The organism is Parageobacillus thermoglucosidasius (genome assembly GCF_001295365.1).
Lineage (GTDB): Bacteria > Bacillota > Bacilli > Bacillales > Anoxybacillaceae > Parageobacillus > Parageobacillus thermoglucosidasius.
In genome coordinates this window covers 2,038,255-2,055,958 of the sequence record NZ_CP012712.1, presented here as the reverse complement: position 1 = coordinate 2,055,958, position 17,704 = coordinate 2,038,255, and the positions used below count along the sequence as shown (strand labels likewise).

The following is a 17,704-nucleotide window of genomic DNA, read 5'->3' as shown; positions in this document are numbered from 1 at the left end:
TCGCGATGATTGGGCAACTAATAAAGAAGCAGTTCTTGTTGTTTATGCGAAACCGCCATGAATTGCTTGTTCTTCTTGGAATGCCGTTACTTTTAATTACGATACTAGGGTTGGCGCTCGGAAACATTATGAAGAGTGACGCTCCTAGCATTCATGCAAAAATCGCCCTCGTGGAGAGAGGAAACGAGCAAGCGGATTTGCAAAAATTTGTTCATGGTTTAGAAAATCAAGACATACCGCCTGAACAGAAGCAAATGATGGCGGACGCGGCAAAACAAATGCTTCCCGTTACCGCATTAAAAAACAGCATCTCAGGTTCTAAAGAATTAAAACCATATATCACGCTAGTGACGGCAAAGCCATCCGAGCTTGAAAAAATCCGGAAAGATACAAGTTACACAGCGATTATCGAAATTCCCCGGCAATTTACGTATTCGGTTCTGCAAAACGCCTTTTTTGGACAAACGCAACAACCAGCGCTTTTCTTCTATACGAACGAAAAAAAGGAGATCTCATCGAAAATCGTCGAAGAGATCGTCACATTGTTCCAAGAGCACTACTCCACTTTTTCTGCTCTTGGAAAATCAGGATTGCTAAACGGTTCATTTCGCATGCCTGCCGTCCATGTCGAAAGCAAAGTCGAAACGGTCACAAAGAGAGAACCCATTAATGCGATTACTTATTATATGGTGGGAATGAGCGTCATGTTTGTCTTATATATTGCATCAAATATCGGTTCTTATGCGTTTTGCGAAAAGCAACTTCATGTTTTTAACCGAATATTGCTCGCTAATGTATCGAAATGGTCTTACATGATCGGAATTTTTATCTCATCCGTGCTTCTGGCGTTTTTCCAGCTCGTTTTTTTGTATGGGATTACTTCGCTCATTTATCACATTAGATGGCCTCATGTTACTGCTTTTTTTGCCGTCACTCTTGCCCTTTGTTTCGCCGTCGGGGGGCTGTCCGTTTTATTGACATCATTAAATTACCGCTTGAATTCAGAGCATATGTCAAACTTTTTCGCAACTATCGTTGTTACTCTTTTTTCACTTCTCGGAGGAAGTTTTTTCCCTTCTAACCAACTGTCCGGCTGGATTCATACACTTGGAAACCTTACCCCTAACGGTTCAGGCATGACGGCATATTTAAAAATACTACAAGGATATGATTTGCCAGATGTCGCCGGTTCCATTTTGTATTTATGCTTATTTGGCACGGCGATGGCAATAGCAGCCGTTTTCATCTTCCCAAAAAAGGGGGAATTATCATGAGCAGCATTTTAATAGCGAAATTTCGCCTTTTTCTTCGAAAGCCATGGCTCTTTGTTATTATGACTACTATTTGCATTTTAATGGCTTTTCTCATAGGCACCGCTAATCAAAGCAAAATAAACGTTCCTGTCTATAGCCATCTTCCTCAAAAGGAAACGAACGAACTTTTCCGTTCTCTCCGGCATTCTGATTTGTTCGACTTTCAACCGACAAAGCCAAGCGAAATTCGCAAGCTTGTGAGCGAAGGAAAAGTCGAAGCGGGAGTAGAGTTGGAAAAAAATGCTTTCCGCTTAATCGTTTCATCCGAGACGGCAAATGTTAACTTGATTCGTCAATATGTTCAAAAAGTATATGTTGATCATATGCAAGCGAAAGCCATCATCGAACATGTCCCTGCGCAGTCGCATATGCGCGCGGAAGAGGTCAAAAAGATATTAAATGAAGCAAAAACACATCCCCTTTTTACTTTTGAAAAGAAAAGTTTTCACGGGGAACAACCAATTATGATGGATAGCCAATTACAGCCAATATTTGGATTTTCTCTGTTTTTTGTCATTTATACGGTTTCTTTTAACGTTCTCCAAATCCTTGTCGAAAAACGGGAACGAATATGGGACCGCATGATTCTTTCGCCGTTAAAAAATGGGAAATATATGCAAGTAATTTATTATATAGTTTTGCCGTAGGCTATATTCAAGTGGCGCTTATCTTCTCTATCTTTCATTTCGGAGTCGGCGTCGATTTTCACGGGAAATTCGCCGAAATACTCTTATTGTTAGTTCCTTATGTTTTCACGCTTGTTGCGTTATCTATTTTTATAACAGGACTTGTGAAAAGCGAGCAACAGTTTAGAGCGATTATTTCGATTGTATCGGTTAGCATGGCGATGATCGGCGGGGCATACTGGCCTTTGGAAATCGTCTCTTCGAAAATTTTATTGACTCTCTCTAAATTCGTCCCTGTTACTTACGGCATGGAACTCTTAAAAGGATCAGCGGTTTATGGGAACTCCATCAGCGATTTATTATATCCTATCAGCGTTTTATTTTTTATGGGAGTCGTATTGATGGGGCTTGGCATTAATTTGGTGGAAAGAAGAAATGCATAATTCACGTTGGAAAACTTCAGCAAAACATAAAAGAAGAAATCGTACAAAGGCCTCCTTTTTTGATTTGCGTTTAACATGGATGACAATGCCAAGACGGAGGCCCTGCTTTTTTATCAATATTTATTTAAATCCAATATGCAAGAAAGAATGTTGTTGCCCAGCTAAACTTTTTATTTTTCTGGAAAATCAACGAGATTGAATTGCTGAACGAAGCAAAGAACGAGCGGCCGTGAACCTTTCCCCGCCTCCTTACGGGAAATGAGCGGGCAGTGTTGCGCCCGGATGCTGCAAGCATATATGCTCACTTATAACATGTGAAAGATGGTGAATATTCCGGCAGTGAATAATAACCCGACATGCGCAGAACGGACGGAAGAGTTCGCTTTATTTTTCGCAAGAATCGCTCCGAAAACCGCCGCTATCCCCATGAACGCTGCTGCGATAATACCGAGATACTCCCTTATTTCCAGCTCGCCTTCGGAAAAATACATGAGGATCCCGTGCGCTATGACAAGCGCAAAAGCAGCCGCGCCGATGAACATATGCCATTTGGTTAATAATTTTAATAATGAAACGAAAAACCGTTTTGCGTCCGGAAATGTTTTCGTTATCCATTTCGCTTTACGGCGCAACGGCAAAAGCACACCTGCCGGTAAAGCGGCGGAAACCGCTCCCCACCCTAACAACTTTCCACCTTCTTCTGCCGCTCCCTCCTCTCTTTCTCTATGTTTCTCGTATTTTTCATCATGCTCATGAAAATTCGCTTTATCATCATCGGCAAAAACATTCTCCGCTTGTCCAATCACAAAATAAACTAGAAGACATAATACCGATACGCTCAGCATTGCCAAAATCCATTTTTTCATTGCTCTCCCCCTTTTCAATTTGCTGGTTGCGGAAGCGTAACAATAAATCGGCTTCCTTTTCCTTCTTCGCTTTGCACACGAATCGTTCCGCCATGAGCGTCAACAATCCATTTGGCGATCGAAAGCCCAATTCCATTTCCTTGCTGCTTTCGTGATCGTGACGGATCGGCGCGGTAAAATCTTTCAAATATAAGTGCTTGCTGTTCAACCGGGATGCCAATTCCTGTATCGCTTATTTCTATGTTCACATTTTTCCGATCACGTTCAACCGCAATTTTTATCTGTCCATTTTCGGTGTTGTATTTAACGGCATTATCCAACAGGATAAATATTAATTGTATGATTCTCTCTTTATCCCCGTATATCGCCATGTCTTTCTGGATATTTGTAACAAATTTAATATGTTTTTGCTCTGCCAAAGGGCGGCATTTCCTTATCAGCTCATCGATAACAGGAGGCAGCAAAAACCATTCTTTTGTCAGCTCAATTGCGTTTGCGTCGGAGCGAGCAAGCCACAACAAATCATTAATGAGCTTTGTCATTCTTCTTAATTCGTCTTTCATATCATCGAATACTTGCAAGGAGAACTCTCCCAGTTTGTCGCGTTCATCAGCTTCTATCACCTCAAGTGATGATTGGAAAATGCTCAAAGGTGTTCTTAATTCATGAGAAGCGTTGGCGACAAATTCTTTTTGCCGTTGGAAAGCATTTGCAATCGGGACCATGGCTTTGCCGGACATATAATATCCGAGCAAGACAGATAATCCAATAAATATAATGGAAATAACACACAACACGCTGATTAATACTTTAACAATATAAATCTGCGTCGTTATATTGATTCCGGTATAAATCGTCCCGATACGCGTATTGTTTTGAAATACCGGTTTTCCTGAAAGTAAAAGCGATATCGATTCTCCATTGCCCAATTTGATCGTTTCGCGGCGAATTTCTTTATTTTTCGGATTCCATCCGTTAATCAGCTGCAAAATATTCTCGCGAATTTCCGGAAAAGATTCATCACCTTTTATGATTTCACCATTGCGCGAAATGACATAATAAAATAGCTGCCTCTCCGGGTGATAATCGAGAAGATGATGTTGTCCATTTGCGCCCTTATCCAAATGATTTTGATGATGATTATGCCAGTTCAAAAGATCGGATTTATGCTCCATGTATTCCTCTTCCGCCAAAGCGGTAACTTGCTGCTTTTGCTTGCTGGTAATCAGCGATGACACCACGATATAACTTACCGCGGTAAATGAAATCAAAAAAACGACAATTAAACTCGTAAAAAGAAGGGTGAGCCGAAATCGCGTTTGTTTAAACATTTTGTCATTCATCGCTAAGTTTATAACCTACCCCTCGGATATTTTGAATAAGAGTGCCGTCGTCTCCTAATTTTTTTCGCAAAAGCCGAATAAATGAATCGATATTGTTGCTGGAAATATCGGCGTCAAGCCCCCAAATTCGTTCAATAATTAACTCGCGCGGCAATATTTGATTGGGATGGCGCATAAAAAGTTCCATTAATTGGAATTCGCGGTTTGTCAATTGAATTTTTTTGTTTCCTTTTTTTATCGAATATTCATTTAAATTAAGAGACAAGTTCCCAAAAGAAAGTTCTTCTGCCTGAAACGGCTGTGCGATTCTTCTGGATAGGGCGCGGATCCGGGCAAAAAGTTCGGAAAACTCAAACGGCTTAACTACATAGTCATCCGCTCCGCAGTCCAGCCCGGCTACCCGGTCTTCGACAGCGTCCTTTGCCGTTAACATGAGAATCGCGCCGTTAAATCCGTCTTTGCGCAGCGCTTTGCACACTTCCGTCCCTTCTTTACTCGGCATCATCCAATCAAGAATCAATAAATCATAATGCGTATGTTTGGCGAAATAATAGGCATCGTCCCCATCTTGCACCCAATCTACGGTGTGCTTCTCTTTTTTTAACATATAAACAATTAATTTTCCAAGCCGCGTGTCATCTTCCGCCAATAGAATGTACATTTTCCTTCACCCTCGATTGCGATTGTTTTTCACCGTGATTTTGCTTAAAAAGCGAAACACAGTAAGGATGGAGAAACAAAATATGGCGCTAGCATAAATGTTTTTCCCCCATGTTTCCTCCGTATCCGTTCCGATAAAAAGCCCGTGTATGCTAACGAGGATAAAGCTCGGCAAAATGAGGAGATGGACCGTTTTCCATATGTTTCGTCCGACTTTTTTCATTAAATCGGTTGTCACAAATATAAGAAACATGGAATAAAAGGCAATGATCCCTAACCCGGTAAAAAACGGTTGATAGTTGGCGAGAAACGGAATAAAAATTTCCCGTATGGAAAATGGCTGATAGTCATCAAAATAAAGCAAAAGACCATGAAAGAATGCAAACAAAAACGCGAACCATCCGGCAGTTTGGTGCATCAGAAAAAGCACATTGCGGATATTTCTATTAATTATATTCATATTTTGAATCAGCCCGAAACAAACAGAGAGAAAAAGAAGAAAATAAGCGCTTAATCCGGACGCCCGGATCCATTCCCAAGTAGAAAACGTTATCATTTTTAAATCACCAGCCTTTCGACATACCGCGAAATAGAAGGGGTTATCAACAATTGTCCGTTCTTGTTGACGATGATGCAAGCTGCTTTAGGAAAATGTTTTTTCAGCCATTGAATTCCCTCTTGCGCAGGCAACATGCACAGTATTTTGGCAATCACCTCTGCCTCTGAGACATGGCTGGCCAACACAGTCGCTTGGACGACATCGCTTTCCGGATTTTTTCCTGTTTGGCCGTTAATGATATGATGAAATGTTCTCCCTTTTATGTTCCAGCTCCGATAAAGAATGTTGGAAGTTGCAACCGCGCCTGCGCTAATAACAAATTGCGCAATATCTTCATTTTCTGCAAAAGGATTCGCTACCCCGATTTTTCGGGATAAATCGCCCCAAATAACCATATCACCGCCGGCATCAATCACCCCTTGATGGACACCTTGGTCCCTTAGCAACCGGTAAGCTTTATCGACACTCCATCCTTTTCCAATTCCTCCAAGGTCAATTTCTTCATTGATATGCTTCATGACCGCTTTCTGGTCAGGAAAAAACGATAAACTTTTATTCGACGGTACGCGGTATCCGTTTTCATTTTCTTTATATTCATGAAAAGCCCGCCGTTTTTGAAAAGGTTGTTCATATCCCATATTTTTTAAGATGGTTCCGACAAACGGATTGAAATAAAATTCGGTTTTCATCGCATACTGAAATGCTAATTGTAATACGTCATACAGCACAGGATGAATCGGAATGAGCTTTGACACCGGCGATTGATTCAATTTGGTTAATTCGCTATCACGGCGGAAACGGGAGCAAATTGATTCGAAAGTTGCAAACCAAGTTTGGATAAGTTCTTTCCAGTCAAGCGATGGCTTGCATGCCATCACTTCCACTTTTATCGTTGTTCCCATGCCATTGAATATAAGCGATTGCTTCTCATTCATGGCTTATGATCTCCTTGTCCGGTTTTCCGATGGCGGCAATGGATAATTTCTCTCTTTCGGCGTTGCTATAATAACTTCATCCGAGTATTCAACATTCCAATTCCCTTCGGTCCAGTCTAAAGACATTAATTCTTGTTCGCGTTGCCGCATTGTTTCATCGTTTGTACTATTTTCAAACTCCGCTGTTTTGTTTGCTGCGGCGGAACGATAGCTATCATTTTGCTGATGAGCCGTTTCTGTGTCATTGACTAACTGAAGAAATGTGGTAAATACGGTAACGCCGCCTAAGCCGACGACCCACTTAACCCATTTGTTTGTTTTCATTAATATTCCCTCCTTTTTAATAAATCCGGATTTGCTGCTGTTCTGTCCATGTTACTTGAAAACCTAAGCCATTGGCTAAAACGCTAATAGGAATATAAAGCTTTTCTTTTTCTGAAAAAACAGGAAGCGGCATCGGTGTTTTTCTCATATTTTCATAGACAACCCTTGTGCCGTTTTTGACAATCAAATGGCGATCACCCAACTGAATTTCCCCTATTTGCGAGTTAGGATAAATAATAACAGAAGCACCTAAATATTCTGCCGTGTCCTCCAGAGGGACAAATATTTGCCCTTGCATCGGAATGGCCGTTGTGTAAAGAGGGGCTTTGGATTCCAGATAGATCGGTACCGTTTGTCTGGAAGAAATAGGAGTCGCCACATATTCATCAGGCAAGTCAGCTGAGCGCGACCATTTGTACCAATATTCCCGTTTGACACTCGTACGTTCTTCTTGCATTATATTTTTCCAATCGTATTCTTCACTGTGGTATCTGTCTTTGTGCTCCTCCTCATCTTCATGATCGTAGTCATCTTCATCCCAGTCTCCAGCGCCTTCTTCCAGCTTGTGCTTATATTTTTCATGATCGTCAGCGTAAACGGGAAAAATCTGGCTGCTATACGCGGTGAAAATCAGGAAACATACACATAGACCGAAAGCTATTTTCCTCATAGCGGACCGCTCCTTTCTGTTTTTTTCTTAAGCTTATTGTAAGCAGTGATTCTGAAAAAAAAATGAAAAATGAAATGAAATCGGAGAAACGGCAAAAACGGAAAGAACGTTTTATATTTGTTTGTAGAACGCTCCGCCCAAACACCGGCGCCATAAAAACGCAAAAAATCCATCCCTTGGAGCGGCTTAATCGCTATTCCTGAGGACGGATAACTTTATGACGGACCAAGATTAGTTCCGTTTTCATTGCCTTAAAAACTGGCGCGCTACAAAGCAACCGTTTCCAATGATCTTGCAGTTCAGATCCCCGGCGCATTCAAGCCAAATAAAAACCCCTGTCCGAATCTTCGGAACAGGGGCATAGTTACCACTATGGCAGTTTTACGACTGTTCTTCCGCGCACTTTCCCTTTTAAAATATTCGCTAGCGCCTCAGGAAGCTGTTCAAGAGTTATTTCCTGCGCTATCGATTGTAATAGTTTGTCAGGTTTTAAGTCACTGGCCATTCGTTCCCAAATTTGTTTCCGTAATTCCATCGGACAATAAACGGAATCAATGCCTAACAAGCTGACACCGCGAAGAATAAACGGGAAAACGGTGGTTGGAACGTCTGTGCCGCCTGTCAGCCCACTGACCGCTACAGCGCCGCCATACCGGATATGGCTTAGCACCGTCGCCAATGTTCTGCCGCCGACAGGATCAACGGCCGCCGCCCAATGCTGTTTATCTAACGGGCGGATTTTCTCGGCACATACGTCTTCCCGGGAAAGAATTTCTTTCGCGCCGAGCCCGCGCAAATATTCATGCTCTGTTTCTTTGCCTGTGCTCGCGACCACTTCATAACCCCGTTTTGCCAGCATCGAAACCGCCAAACTCCCGACGCCGCCGGTTGCCCCGGTGACAAGCACCTTTCCTTTGTCTGGTGACAGGCCGTTTTCCTCTAAACGGTGAATCGACAACGCTGCCGTAAACCCTGCGGTTCCTAGCGCCATCGCTTCTTTTAATGTCAATCCTTTTGGAAGCGGGACGAGCCAATCTCCGGGAATACGGGCATATTCACTGAACCCTCCGTAATGCGTCACCCCGATTTCATAGCCGGTCGCAACGACTTCGTCTCCTTCTTTAAAACGCGGATCGCTTGAAGAAACCACACTGCCAGCTAAATCAATCCCCGGGATAAATGGATACGTTTTCACAATTTTGCCATCAGGAATGCACGCCAATCCGTCTTTATAATTGACGCTGGAATATTGGACTTTGATCAGGACTTCCCCTTCTGGAAGGTCGTCCATGGAAACAGCTTGAACATTGACGGTAAAATCGGTGTCCGTTTTATTCACTACTAACGCTTTGAACTCGCTCACAAGACATCCCCCTCAAAATTTTTCATGTTCTTGACTTTAACGATAACAAAATTATTCATGCCGGTCAAAAAATTTTTCTGTCTCGGCCGTTTCGATCTCAACCGTTTACATCTGGACAAATATACCATAACCTCGCCGTTTCGCAAGCAGCAGCTGTGCGCCTATTCGTTTTTTCGATGAACGTGACGTGCGCAGGAGGAAAACACAAACATGCAGTCTAGCTATACTTCATTTTGCTAATATATCCGATAAAATAATCCCCTGCTTTACGCATCCGTCCATACATGAACAACCTTCCCTCTCCTGTTGGAAAAGGAAGGCCGTTTGTTTACTGTCCATGGTAAAGCAGAAAAAACTCTTCTTTACACACACGAACTTACCGACTTTAGTTGCGCAAAGATTCATCTTCCAAGGACAACCGGTTTTTGTTTCAACTCTGGGTAAGATTTCTCAAATACATCAGCAACGTTTAATATTTTCCCTTCCCCGAAAGCCGGTCCGACTATTTGCATGCCTACCGGGATCTCTTTCGCAAAACCGCACGGCACCGTTACTGCCGTCAAACCCGTCAAGTTGAACGGTCCGGTAAAACGGATAATATGATCAAGAAAACTCACTTCTTTTCCATTTAATTGTATACCATATCTTGCCCGATTTTCGGAGGCAGAAACGGAAGCGTTGGAGTAATGATGACATCTACTTAAATATCTCCATCAATTCACAATCCAACTGTAAACGAATTTGCTACGCTTGTAAGTAGTCCACAGCGGATGGTATTTCTCCAAGCTTCAATAGAAAACGGACATCATCACCAAAATCCTCTTCTCTTTCTACTAAATTTTGATGATGAATAGCGCTAGCTTCCGAGATAATCGTTATCATTTCCGCGTATTGTGCATATGGCAATGTTGGAATTCGTACCGTTTCGACGACAGCGCCTTCACGTTCCAACGATGAAATGGCATTCTTCACCGCTTGTTCCACTTCTACATCTACATTGTCAAAGAAGTATGGTTCGATGCCGATTTTTATACCTTTAACAAAATTAATAATATTCATAATATTATGTTTTATACCATATCCAATTGACCGAACTATTAAGAAATTTCATATAGTTATTGATCTATTTATTTGAAATTGCTTACTGTAACCTCCTATAATTTGCATAGAACGATATTTAACCTAAAAGGAAGGGATAGTCATGGAAGCGAAACAAACTATATTTGTCAATGAGTTCACCAACGGAATTTTAGATCCTAACGGGGAAATGCTCGGACCTGTGCAAGATGGCGGGTATATTGTTGCCAATACGACTCCTGGATGCTGGGGGCCGATGATCACTCCTTGCATTCGCGGCGGCCATGAAGTCACGAAGCCTGTTTTCGTGGAAGGCGCCGAAGTAGGGGATGCGATCGCGATTAAAATTAAATCGATTCGCGTCACTTCCATCGCTACATCTTCCGGGAACGACAAGCCAATAGAAGGAAGATTTGTCGGAGACCCGTTTGTCGCCGTGAAATGTCCTGAGTGCGGAACAATGTATCCAGAGACAAAAATAGAAGGAATAGGCCAAGAAGCAATTCGTTGCGCCAATTGCGGAGCGGACGTCACTCCATTTGTGTTTACGAACGGCTATACGATGGCGTTTGACTCCAACAAACAAGTCGGCATTACGCTACATAAAGAAGCGGCAGAACACATTGCCCAACAAGGGCGCTATTACATGGCGACCCCTGACAACTCGGTGCAAAACCCGATCGTCACTTTTGCACCCCACGACTTAGTCGGAACCGTCGCCAGACTTCGCCCATTCCTTGGACAACTTGGCACGACGCCGGCACGTCCGTTTCCAGACTCGCACAATGCGGGCGACTTCGGGCAGTTTCTGATCGACGCCCCGCATGAATACGGAATCACCAAAGAGCAGCTTGAAGACCGTACAGACGGACATATGGATATTAATCGTGTGCGGGAAGGCGCCGTTTTGATCTGTCCTGTGAAAGTGCGTGGCGGCGGCGTTTATCTTGGTGATATGCACGCCATGCAAGGAGACGGAGAAATCGCGGGACATACAACCGATGTTGCCGGCATTGTAACGCTTCAAGTAAAGGTGATCAAAGGCTTAACGATCGATGGTCCGATCCTTCTTCCTGTCGCAGAAGATCTTCCATATTTAGCAAAACCAATAACGAAAAAAGAGAAAGAAATTGCGCTTGATCTTGCGCAAACATGGGGCGTAAAAAAATTGGAAGAATCCCTGCCAATTTCCTTTATCGGAACAGGCGCAAACTTAAACGAAGCGACGGAAAACGGATTGCAAAGAGCGGCGAAAGTATTGGGCATTTCCGTCCCTGAGGTGATGAACCGCGCAACGATCACCGGCGCGATTGAAATCGGCAGACATCCGGGAGTCGTCACCGTCACGTTTTTATGTCCTGTCCATTATTTGGACGAGATTGGCCTAACAACGTTAGTGCGCGATCAATATCGCGATGTTTTGGAATGAACAATGTTGCAAAATAGATGTATGCAGACTGATATCAGCGGGAAGCAATGCTCTTCTCACAAATACAATCCATGAGATCATTATTTACGCTATAAAACAGCGCCAGCTCTCTTCCAAAAAGAGAGCTGGCCTCATTTTTTCTATATTGCTCCTAAAAAACGCCTCAAACGTGACAACTTTTTGAACATTGCCCAAAACTGATTATGATTGCCGCAGTTTTGTAGTATAGTGGAGTTGAGAAATATTTCACATATAATTGGGAGGACGCCGTACAATGATTGTGCATGAATTAATTGGCACAGAAACCTTGTTTGCCGGGCAACTGAAAGAAGGATACTATGTGATTCGGGAAAAATACAACAAGCTGGATGTTCAGCCGCAGGACGTCGATTCGTTTCAACAAATCGACTGCGGAACGGAAGACATCATCACCGTTGTTTTTGACCCAGGCAACGACTATTCGCTTATTTGTTTAGACACATATACATTCCAATCGAAATTCCCTTCCCTTTCCGAACTGCAGCAAACACTGAAAACGAAGCATGAAGACCTTTTTCAATAACGATTCATTTTAGCGGGATATGTCTTTATTGGCCAATCAAACCCCTTCATTTGTGTTTCTCTCCCCAAACACGGTGAACAGTCGCATACTGTCCGCCGTTTTTTTTCGTGCAAACGCATATTATTTTCCCATTGCGACGATTGTCCGAAAGCATATCAATGATTCACCACACCGATAACAACCAATCCGGTCGCATCGCCCCGGGGCATACTCCAGCCATATCCGCCGCAAAAGCCGCAAAAAGAAAAAAGAGAGCCATGCCATATTCAACCATACAGCAACTCTCTTTTTGGATATCCCCTTGCACACGTCTGAAACAGAGCAAGAGCGCAGCTTCATCAATTCCGTTTTCCACTCCCAACAGGGATAAAGTTTCCATCTCCGCTATCGTTTATTCCATAATATTCTAACAAGCAAGTTTCCTTTCTCTTAACGAGGTCATCTTAAAAAAAGAATATACGGTGCAAATTCGGGATACTTTAGAATGGCTGTTTCAATCCTCTTAACGAGGTCAGAATATCCTCGTTTTATCATTGATTCTCTTGGCGGCAAGGACCGTTTTTGCACACCCCTGCGACCCACTCGAAAAATAAATTGTTTTTATGTTAACTTGATGGTTTGAATGAAAACGTTAAACGTCCAAACCTTTGATATATTAACATTTCACTTTAGTTTATGAAAGTAAAATGGCGCTGCACACCTCTGTTTTTTGGCCGTGCAGAAATGGTTTTCCCACGAATCCCTTTCATCTTTAATTCCATATCATCCCCATTAAAGAAACTTTTTATGGAAATAGTTTCTATTAAAACTCCCAAATAACCAAAGTCAGTTTTTACCGATGAGGCGGAACAACAAACGGTGCTAAAAGGTATCTTGAGTCATGTGTCTGATCTTTCGTTCGCCAACCGCTGCATCAGACGAAAAAATCGAAACAATGGACAAAAAAGCCGAAGCGATGGATGATGAAAAAAGAAAGTTGGCGGAAATGGACGAGCGGATGCAAAAGGTGGGCGGCCGGCTGGAAACCAAAATCGATCAACGAACGATTCAACCGCCGAGAAACAAAACCGACAGTTTACGCATGAACTTAGTGAAACATAAGAAACCATCTATTTCTGTTTTTTAGATAACAAATAAAATAGTGCCCGCAAATTCATTAAAATCATTGCGAGCACCATCTATTATTTATTTAATTTTCCATAATGCATCTGTTAACGTCTTTATTAAGAAGGAGAGATCATTGTCCTCAATATTCAGCGGCGGGGATAATGTGAGCACATTGTTGTATCCAGCAACGGTTGTGCCGTTTTTGCCAATAATCAGGCTGTTTTCTTTGCAAATGCCAATCACTTTATTCACAAGCGAAACATCCAGAGGCGTTTTTGTGTTTTTGTCAGCTACTAGTTCAATTCCTATCAACAGCCCTTTTCCGCGCACATCGCCAACGTAAGGGTGGGCTTGCAGTTTATTTTTTAATTCATTTAACAGCCGTTCGCCTGCTTCCTTCGAACGTTCAAATAAATTTTCCCTTTCCATAATTTCAATATTTTTCAATGCTAAAGCGCATGATGCAGGATTGCCGCCAAATGTGTTGACATGACGGAAATAGTCATATTCTTCTGTTCCTTTAAACGCCTCATAAATCTCTTTTCTAACAGCAGTTGCTGATAATGGCAAGTAAGCGCTTGTAATTCCTTTTGCCATCGTAATAATATCCGGCTTTACCCCATAGTTCATGAATCCAAACGGTTTGCCTGTCCGCCCAAACCCGCAAATCACTTCATCGACAATCAACAAGGCGCCATGTTTTTCGCACACTTCTTTTACCGCTTCCATATATCCTTCCGGCGGCATCAGCACTCCCCCGCCAGTGATAATCGGCTCCATGATGACCGCCGCAATCGTTTCGCTCAACTCCCATGTCATCACTTCGTCCATTGCTTTGACTGCTCGCAAATCCCGCGGATTTTCCGCTTGCTCATTGTCACGGTAGCTGTCAGGAGGCGGCACATGAATAAACCCAGGGGCAAGCGGCTCATATTTATATTTTCGTTGCGCCTGTCCTGTTGCGGCAAGGGCTCCCAGCGAATTTCCATGGTACGCCCGATACCGGGAAATAATCTTATATCGGTTATATTCCCCTTTTTGCTGATGATATTGCCTTGCGATTTTAAACGCAGTTTCATTAGCTTCGGAACCGCTGTTGGAAAAGAAAATGACATATTCGTCCCCCAGCAGCTCATTTAATTTCTCCCCAAGCTGAATGGCCGGTACATGACTTTGCGTAAGCGGAAAGTAGGCAAGTTTTTTCAGCTGTTCGTAAGCTGCTTCCGCTAATTCCTCACGTCCATATCCTACGTTAACGCACCATAACCCCGCCATCGCATCTAAATATTTTTTTCCTGTATGGTCGGTAACCCAGCATCCTTTCGCTTCTGTCACCACCAGTGTTGCATCAGGATTATACGGCTTCATCGAATGCCATATATATTGACGATCTTTTGCAAGCCATTGCTGGTTTCGATAGGTTTGAACCATTTCTCTTCCCTTCTTTCTATTGTAAAGTGCCCCACCTGATTTTCGTTTTAAAGCAGAGGGATGTTTGGGCAGCCTATCCCGGAACGTATTAAAAATCGAAGCGAGAAGTAATCATTTTTTTGCGTGTATAGAAATTCACTCCATCTTTTCCGTTAACATGGAGGTCGCCATAAAACGAATCCTTCCAGCCGGAGAATGGGAAGAACGCCATCGTTGCCGGCACGCCGACATTGATTCCTAACATTCCCGCATCCGCTTCTTCACGGAATTTCCGGACCGCTTTCGCGTCTTTCGTATAAATGGTCGCACCGTTTCCATATCGAGATTTGCGAATATATTCAAGCGCTTCGTCTAAATCGTTGGCACGCAGCAAGCTAAGAACAGGCGCAAAGATTTCTTCTTTGGCAATCGTCATATCTGGTGTGACGTAATCAAAAATCGTCGGACCAAGGAAGTTGCCTTCTGGCATTTCCTCGATTTCTTTGCGCCCGTCGCGAATGAGTGTCGCCCCTTCTTCAATCCCTTTTTGAATGTAGCCTAATACTTTTTCGCGATGGGACTGACGGATCACCGGAGTTAAAAGCACTTCTGGATCCATGCCATTTCCGATAACAAGTTCGTCTGCCTTTTGCTTTAACCGTTTAACAAACTGTTCATTGTCGCCGACCACAACCACCGCGCTGCAAGCCATACAACGCTGGCCCGCACTGCCAAAAGCGGAACTTATCACATGTTGCACCGCTGTCTCGATATCCGCATCAGGCATAACGATATGATGGTTTTTTGCTCCGGAAAGCGCCTGTACCCGTTTGCCTCGTGCCGCTGCACGCTCATATACATATTTGGCGACAGGCTGAGAACCAACAAACGAAATGGCTTGAATATCCTCGTGATCGATGAGGGCATTAACGACATCATGCGCCCCATGAACGATATTGAGTACTCCTTCTGGCGCCCCGGCCTTTGTAAACAACTCAGCTAGTTTATTGGCTAAAATCGGCGTTCGTTCAGATGGTTTTAACACGAACGTATTCCCGCAAGCAATTGCCAGCGGAAACATCCAGAGAGGCACCATCATCGGAAAATTAAACGGCGTAATTCCGGCGACCACCCCTAAAGGATAACGGAACATTTCCGAATCAATACCTTCCGCAATTCCCGATAGCGACTCCCCCATCATTAATGTTGGAGCGCCTGCGGCAAATTCGACGCACTCAATTCCCCTTTGAATTTCGCCGTACGCTTCTTTATATGCTTTCCCGTTCTCTTGAACGACAAGCGTTGCCAATTCTTCATGATGCTCGTTCAATAAATGGTGAAAGGCAAACATAATCCGCGCCCGCTTAGGAACCGGTGTATTTTTCCATGTTTCAAATGCCTTTTTGGCCGCTTGGACAGCCCTGTCAACATCTTCCTTTGTCGAAATCGGAACCCGCGCCAATATTTCCCCTGTCGCCGGATTTGGCACTTCCAGCGTCTCCGTCCCGCTTGATTCTACCCATTGTCCATTAATGAAGTTTTTCAAAATAGTTGTTTCATTTTTTATCACTGTCACCGCGAAAACCTCCTTTTTCTATAAGATTATTCAAAATTATTTGGCGTTACCAAAATTATCTCTTAATTTCCAATATCCTTCATTAGACAAAACGTAAAAATTATACATATGTTCATTCCACAATATGACCAGGACACCTTTTCCAAACGATGTTTAAAACTTCTCTACTTTTGTAGCGGGTTCACTTGTAAAATACGAAATGGTAAAACACGCATCCATCACAGACTAAATCGCAAAATATTCATAAATGAACTGACTAACCAATTCACATTAAAAAAGCTGACTCAAAATACGATTGATCCCAAATATGCTACAGCAATAAATATAAAGTGACTATCGAGAAGCAAATGGAACTGCCGGCTTGGCTAAAGGAAACATTTAAAAATGGCCATTGCCATAATGAGGAAATAATGGTCTACCGCACCTCTAGTGGAAAAGCAAGGGAAAATAAGGGATTTGCCACTACTGTCTTGGCCGCCAACAGAATTAAAATGCAAAATTGATTCTGCTCTTCTGCCAAAATGGAAGAATAACATTAAAGAAGTCATTAAAATCCCGAAAGGCACGGAACTCGGCTTTCTTATCGCCATCTTCACAGCAATCGTTCCATACTAGAAAAGTCTACTATCTGAAAACATTATCTTCCAAAAATTCTATATGCTTAGTATGGAAGCTGGATGAATAAGGAAAAAGTCCTGGTTGTCATTTGGAAAATAGTAATATATCATGATTTATCCTTATTTTACTTATGTTACCATTTAAATAGTGTACAAATGGGGAGGGAATGAAGGTGTCATCCTTATTGGAATCTATTGAAAAAGAAGCAAAGCGCCGGTCTTATGCAGCCATGATCCGCTGCCTTCCATCCTATCAGGGGCAAGTAGAGGAAGCATTAGACGAATTTCCTCATGGCTCGCATTCCTTTTACCGAGCAAATGACGAGTATGCTCCACATTGGCAGGAAGAGTCGAGGGGAGCGTATGAACTAGTATACTGGGACTTGCGGCAAATCGAAGCACAAATTTATGCGACCGCAGATGATCTTCTTCATGAAATAAGCAGGAAAATTGCCCCAATTCAGCGAAAGATAGAGGAACTGCAATGACGACGATCCGAGTCAAACCAGAAGAATATTCATGATCCATATGCTGGCGTAAAACAAGCTTCTGAATATCTAAAATCTCAAGAAGTGCCGCGTAAATATAGAAAGCAAGTGTTAGAATCATTTGATGTTCGAACAATAAGTGTCGAAGTGGCAGACGAAAATACCTATGGATTAAGGTTTTATGATGATATAAATGCTTATGCTAAAGGAAGATATTTATTTGAAACTTTTACAGAACAGATAAATCGCAATAATTTAGCATCACTTCCTGAGTGGAACCAAATGACAAAGATACAGCAATGGAAAGTTAAGCCTGGTTCTATAATTAAAAGGTAA

At 42.7% G+C, this 17,704-nt stretch carries 18 protein-coding genes and 1 pseudogene; 7 read left to right on the top strand and 12 right to left on the bottom strand.

Going from position 1 to position 17,704, the window contains the following annotated elements; translation table 11 throughout:
- The first annotated feature begins 5 nt into the window (after nucleotides 1-5).
- Together AOT13_RS10200 and AOT13_RS21420 are read left to right on the top strand one after the other, a co-directional pair.
- Nucleotides 6-1,274 (top strand): ABC transporter permease, encoded by a 1,269-nt coding sequence (locus AOT13_RS10200; RefSeq protein WP_042385025.1) that lies wholly within the window; start codon nucleotides 6-8, stop codon nucleotides 1,272-1,274.
- Nucleotides 1,205-2,382 (top strand): annotated as a pseudogene (locus AOT13_RS21420) (ABC transporter permease). The gene AOT13_RS10200 and the pseudogene AOT13_RS21420 overlap by 70 nt, the downstream one beginning before the upstream one ends.
- A 305-nt stretch (nucleotides 2,383-2,687) precedes the next feature.
- Here the strand turns inward: AOT13_RS21420 and AOT13_RS10190 are convergent.
- The 10 genes from AOT13_RS10190 to AOT13_RS21410 form a co-directional block, all read right to left on the bottom strand.
- Nucleotides 2,688-3,248 carry a hypothetical protein gene (locus AOT13_RS10190; RefSeq protein WP_042385022.1) on the bottom strand — a complete coding sequence of 187 codons (561 nt, stop codon included), beginning with the start codon at nucleotides 3,246-3,248 and terminating at the stop codon, nucleotides 2,688-2,690.
- Nucleotides 3,249-3,262: 14 nt separating this feature from the next.
- Nucleotides 3,263-4,579 carry a sensor histidine kinase gene (locus AOT13_RS10185; protein WP_232511505.1) on the bottom strand — a complete coding sequence of 439 codons (1,317 nt, stop codon included), beginning with the start codon at nucleotides 4,577-4,579 and terminating at the stop codon, nucleotides 3,263-3,265.
- 4 nt (nucleotides 4,580-4,583) lie between these two features.
- On the bottom strand, nucleotides 4,584-5,252 hold the full coding sequence (locus AOT13_RS10180; protein WP_003251384.1) for a response regulator transcription factor: 669 nt from the start codon (nucleotides 5,250-5,252) through the stop codon (nucleotides 4,584-4,586).
- Between the two features lie 6 nt (nucleotides 5,253-5,258).
- A complete protein-coding gene (locus AOT13_RS10175) occupies nucleotides 5,259-5,807 on the bottom strand; it encodes a ferric reductase-like transmembrane domain-containing protein (RefSeq protein WP_003251385.1) in 549 nt (182 codons plus the stop codon).
- Between the two features lie 2 nt (nucleotides 5,808-5,809).
- The gene (locus AOT13_RS10170) at nucleotides 5,810-6,745 is read right to left on the bottom strand and encodes an FAD:protein FMN transferase (RefSeq protein WP_013877155.1); all 936 of its coding nucleotides are present in this window, start codon (nucleotides 6,743-6,745) and stop codon (nucleotides 5,810-5,812) included.
- A 3-nt stretch (nucleotides 6,746-6,748) separates the two neighbouring features.
- The gene (locus AOT13_RS10165; protein ID WP_042385017.1) at nucleotides 6,749-7,069 is read right to left on the bottom strand and encodes a hypothetical protein; all 321 of its coding nucleotides are present in this window, start codon (nucleotides 7,067-7,069) and stop codon (nucleotides 6,749-6,751) included.
- 16 nt (nucleotides 7,070-7,085) lie between these two features.
- Nucleotides 7,086-7,739, bottom strand: a complete 654-nt coding sequence (locus AOT13_RS10160) for a copper amine oxidase N-terminal domain-containing protein (protein ID WP_013401162.1) — start codon at nucleotides 7,737-7,739, stop codon at nucleotides 7,086-7,088.
- Between the two features lie 370 nt (nucleotides 7,740-8,109).
- A complete protein-coding gene (locus AOT13_RS10155; protein WP_003251391.1) occupies nucleotides 8,110-9,102 on the bottom strand; it encodes an NADPH:quinone oxidoreductase family protein in 993 nt (330 codons plus the stop codon).
- Between the two features lie 401 nt (nucleotides 9,103-9,503).
- Nucleotides 9,504-9,719, bottom strand: coding sequence for an amidase family protein (locus AOT13_RS21415; protein WP_370468114.1), 216 nt, complete (start codon nucleotides 9,717-9,719; stop codon nucleotides 9,504-9,506).
- Nucleotides 9,720-9,846: 127 nt separating this feature from the next.
- Nucleotides 9,847-10,161 carry a hypothetical protein gene (locus tag AOT13_RS21410; protein WP_376700123.1) on the bottom strand — a complete coding sequence of 105 codons (315 nt, stop codon included), beginning with the start codon at nucleotides 10,159-10,161 and terminating at the stop codon, nucleotides 9,847-9,849.
- A gap of 142 nt (nucleotides 10,162-10,303) precedes the next feature.
- On the opposite strand from AOT13_RS21410, the gene AOT13_RS10145 reads away from it, so the two are divergent.
- The 3 genes from AOT13_RS10145 (at nucleotide 10,304) to AOT13_RS10130 (ending at nucleotide 13,296) form a co-directional block, all read left to right on the top strand.
- On the top strand, nucleotides 10,304-11,608 hold the full coding sequence (locus AOT13_RS10145) for an acetamidase/formamidase family protein (protein WP_013401163.1): 1,305 nt from the start codon (nucleotides 10,304-10,306) through the stop codon (nucleotides 11,606-11,608).
- 274 nt (nucleotides 11,609-11,882) lie between these two features.
- A complete protein-coding gene (locus AOT13_RS10140; RefSeq protein WP_003251393.1) occupies nucleotides 11,883-12,170 on the top strand; it encodes a hypothetical protein in 288 nt (95 codons plus the stop codon).
- Nucleotides 12,171-13,050: 880 nt separating this feature from the next.
- Complete coding sequence (locus tag AOT13_RS10130; RefSeq protein ID WP_042385013.1) at nucleotides 13,051-13,296, top strand: hypothetical protein; 246 nt, start codon at nucleotides 13,051-13,053, stop codon at nucleotides 13,294-13,296.
- 59 nt (nucleotides 13,297-13,355) lie between these two features.
- Here AOT13_RS10130 and AOT13_RS10125 read toward each other — a convergent pair whose 3' ends face one another.
- On the bottom strand, nucleotides 13,356-14,708 hold the full coding sequence (locus AOT13_RS10125) for an aspartate aminotransferase family protein (protein WP_042385010.1): 1,353 nt from the start codon (nucleotides 14,706-14,708) through the stop codon (nucleotides 13,356-13,358).
- A gap of 88 nt (nucleotides 14,709-14,796) precedes the next feature.
- Nucleotides 14,797-16,263: a CoA-acylating methylmalonate-semialdehyde dehydrogenase gene (locus AOT13_RS10120; RefSeq protein WP_003251397.1), complete on the bottom strand. Its 1,467-nt coding sequence runs from the start codon at nucleotides 16,261-16,263 to the stop codon at nucleotides 14,797-14,799.
- Between the two features lie 790 nt (nucleotides 16,264-17,053).
- Here AOT13_RS10120 and AOT13_RS10110 point away from each other — a divergent pair.
- Nucleotides 17,054-17,368: a DUF5082 domain-containing protein gene (locus tag AOT13_RS10110; protein WP_080695347.1), complete on the top strand. Its 315-nt coding sequence runs from the start codon at nucleotides 17,054-17,056 to the stop codon at nucleotides 17,366-17,368.
- Between the two features lie 147 nt (nucleotides 17,369-17,515).
- Nucleotides 17,516-17,704, top strand: coding sequence for a hypothetical protein (locus AOT13_RS20790; protein WP_198404528.1), 189 nt, complete (start codon nucleotides 17,516-17,518; stop codon nucleotides 17,702-17,704).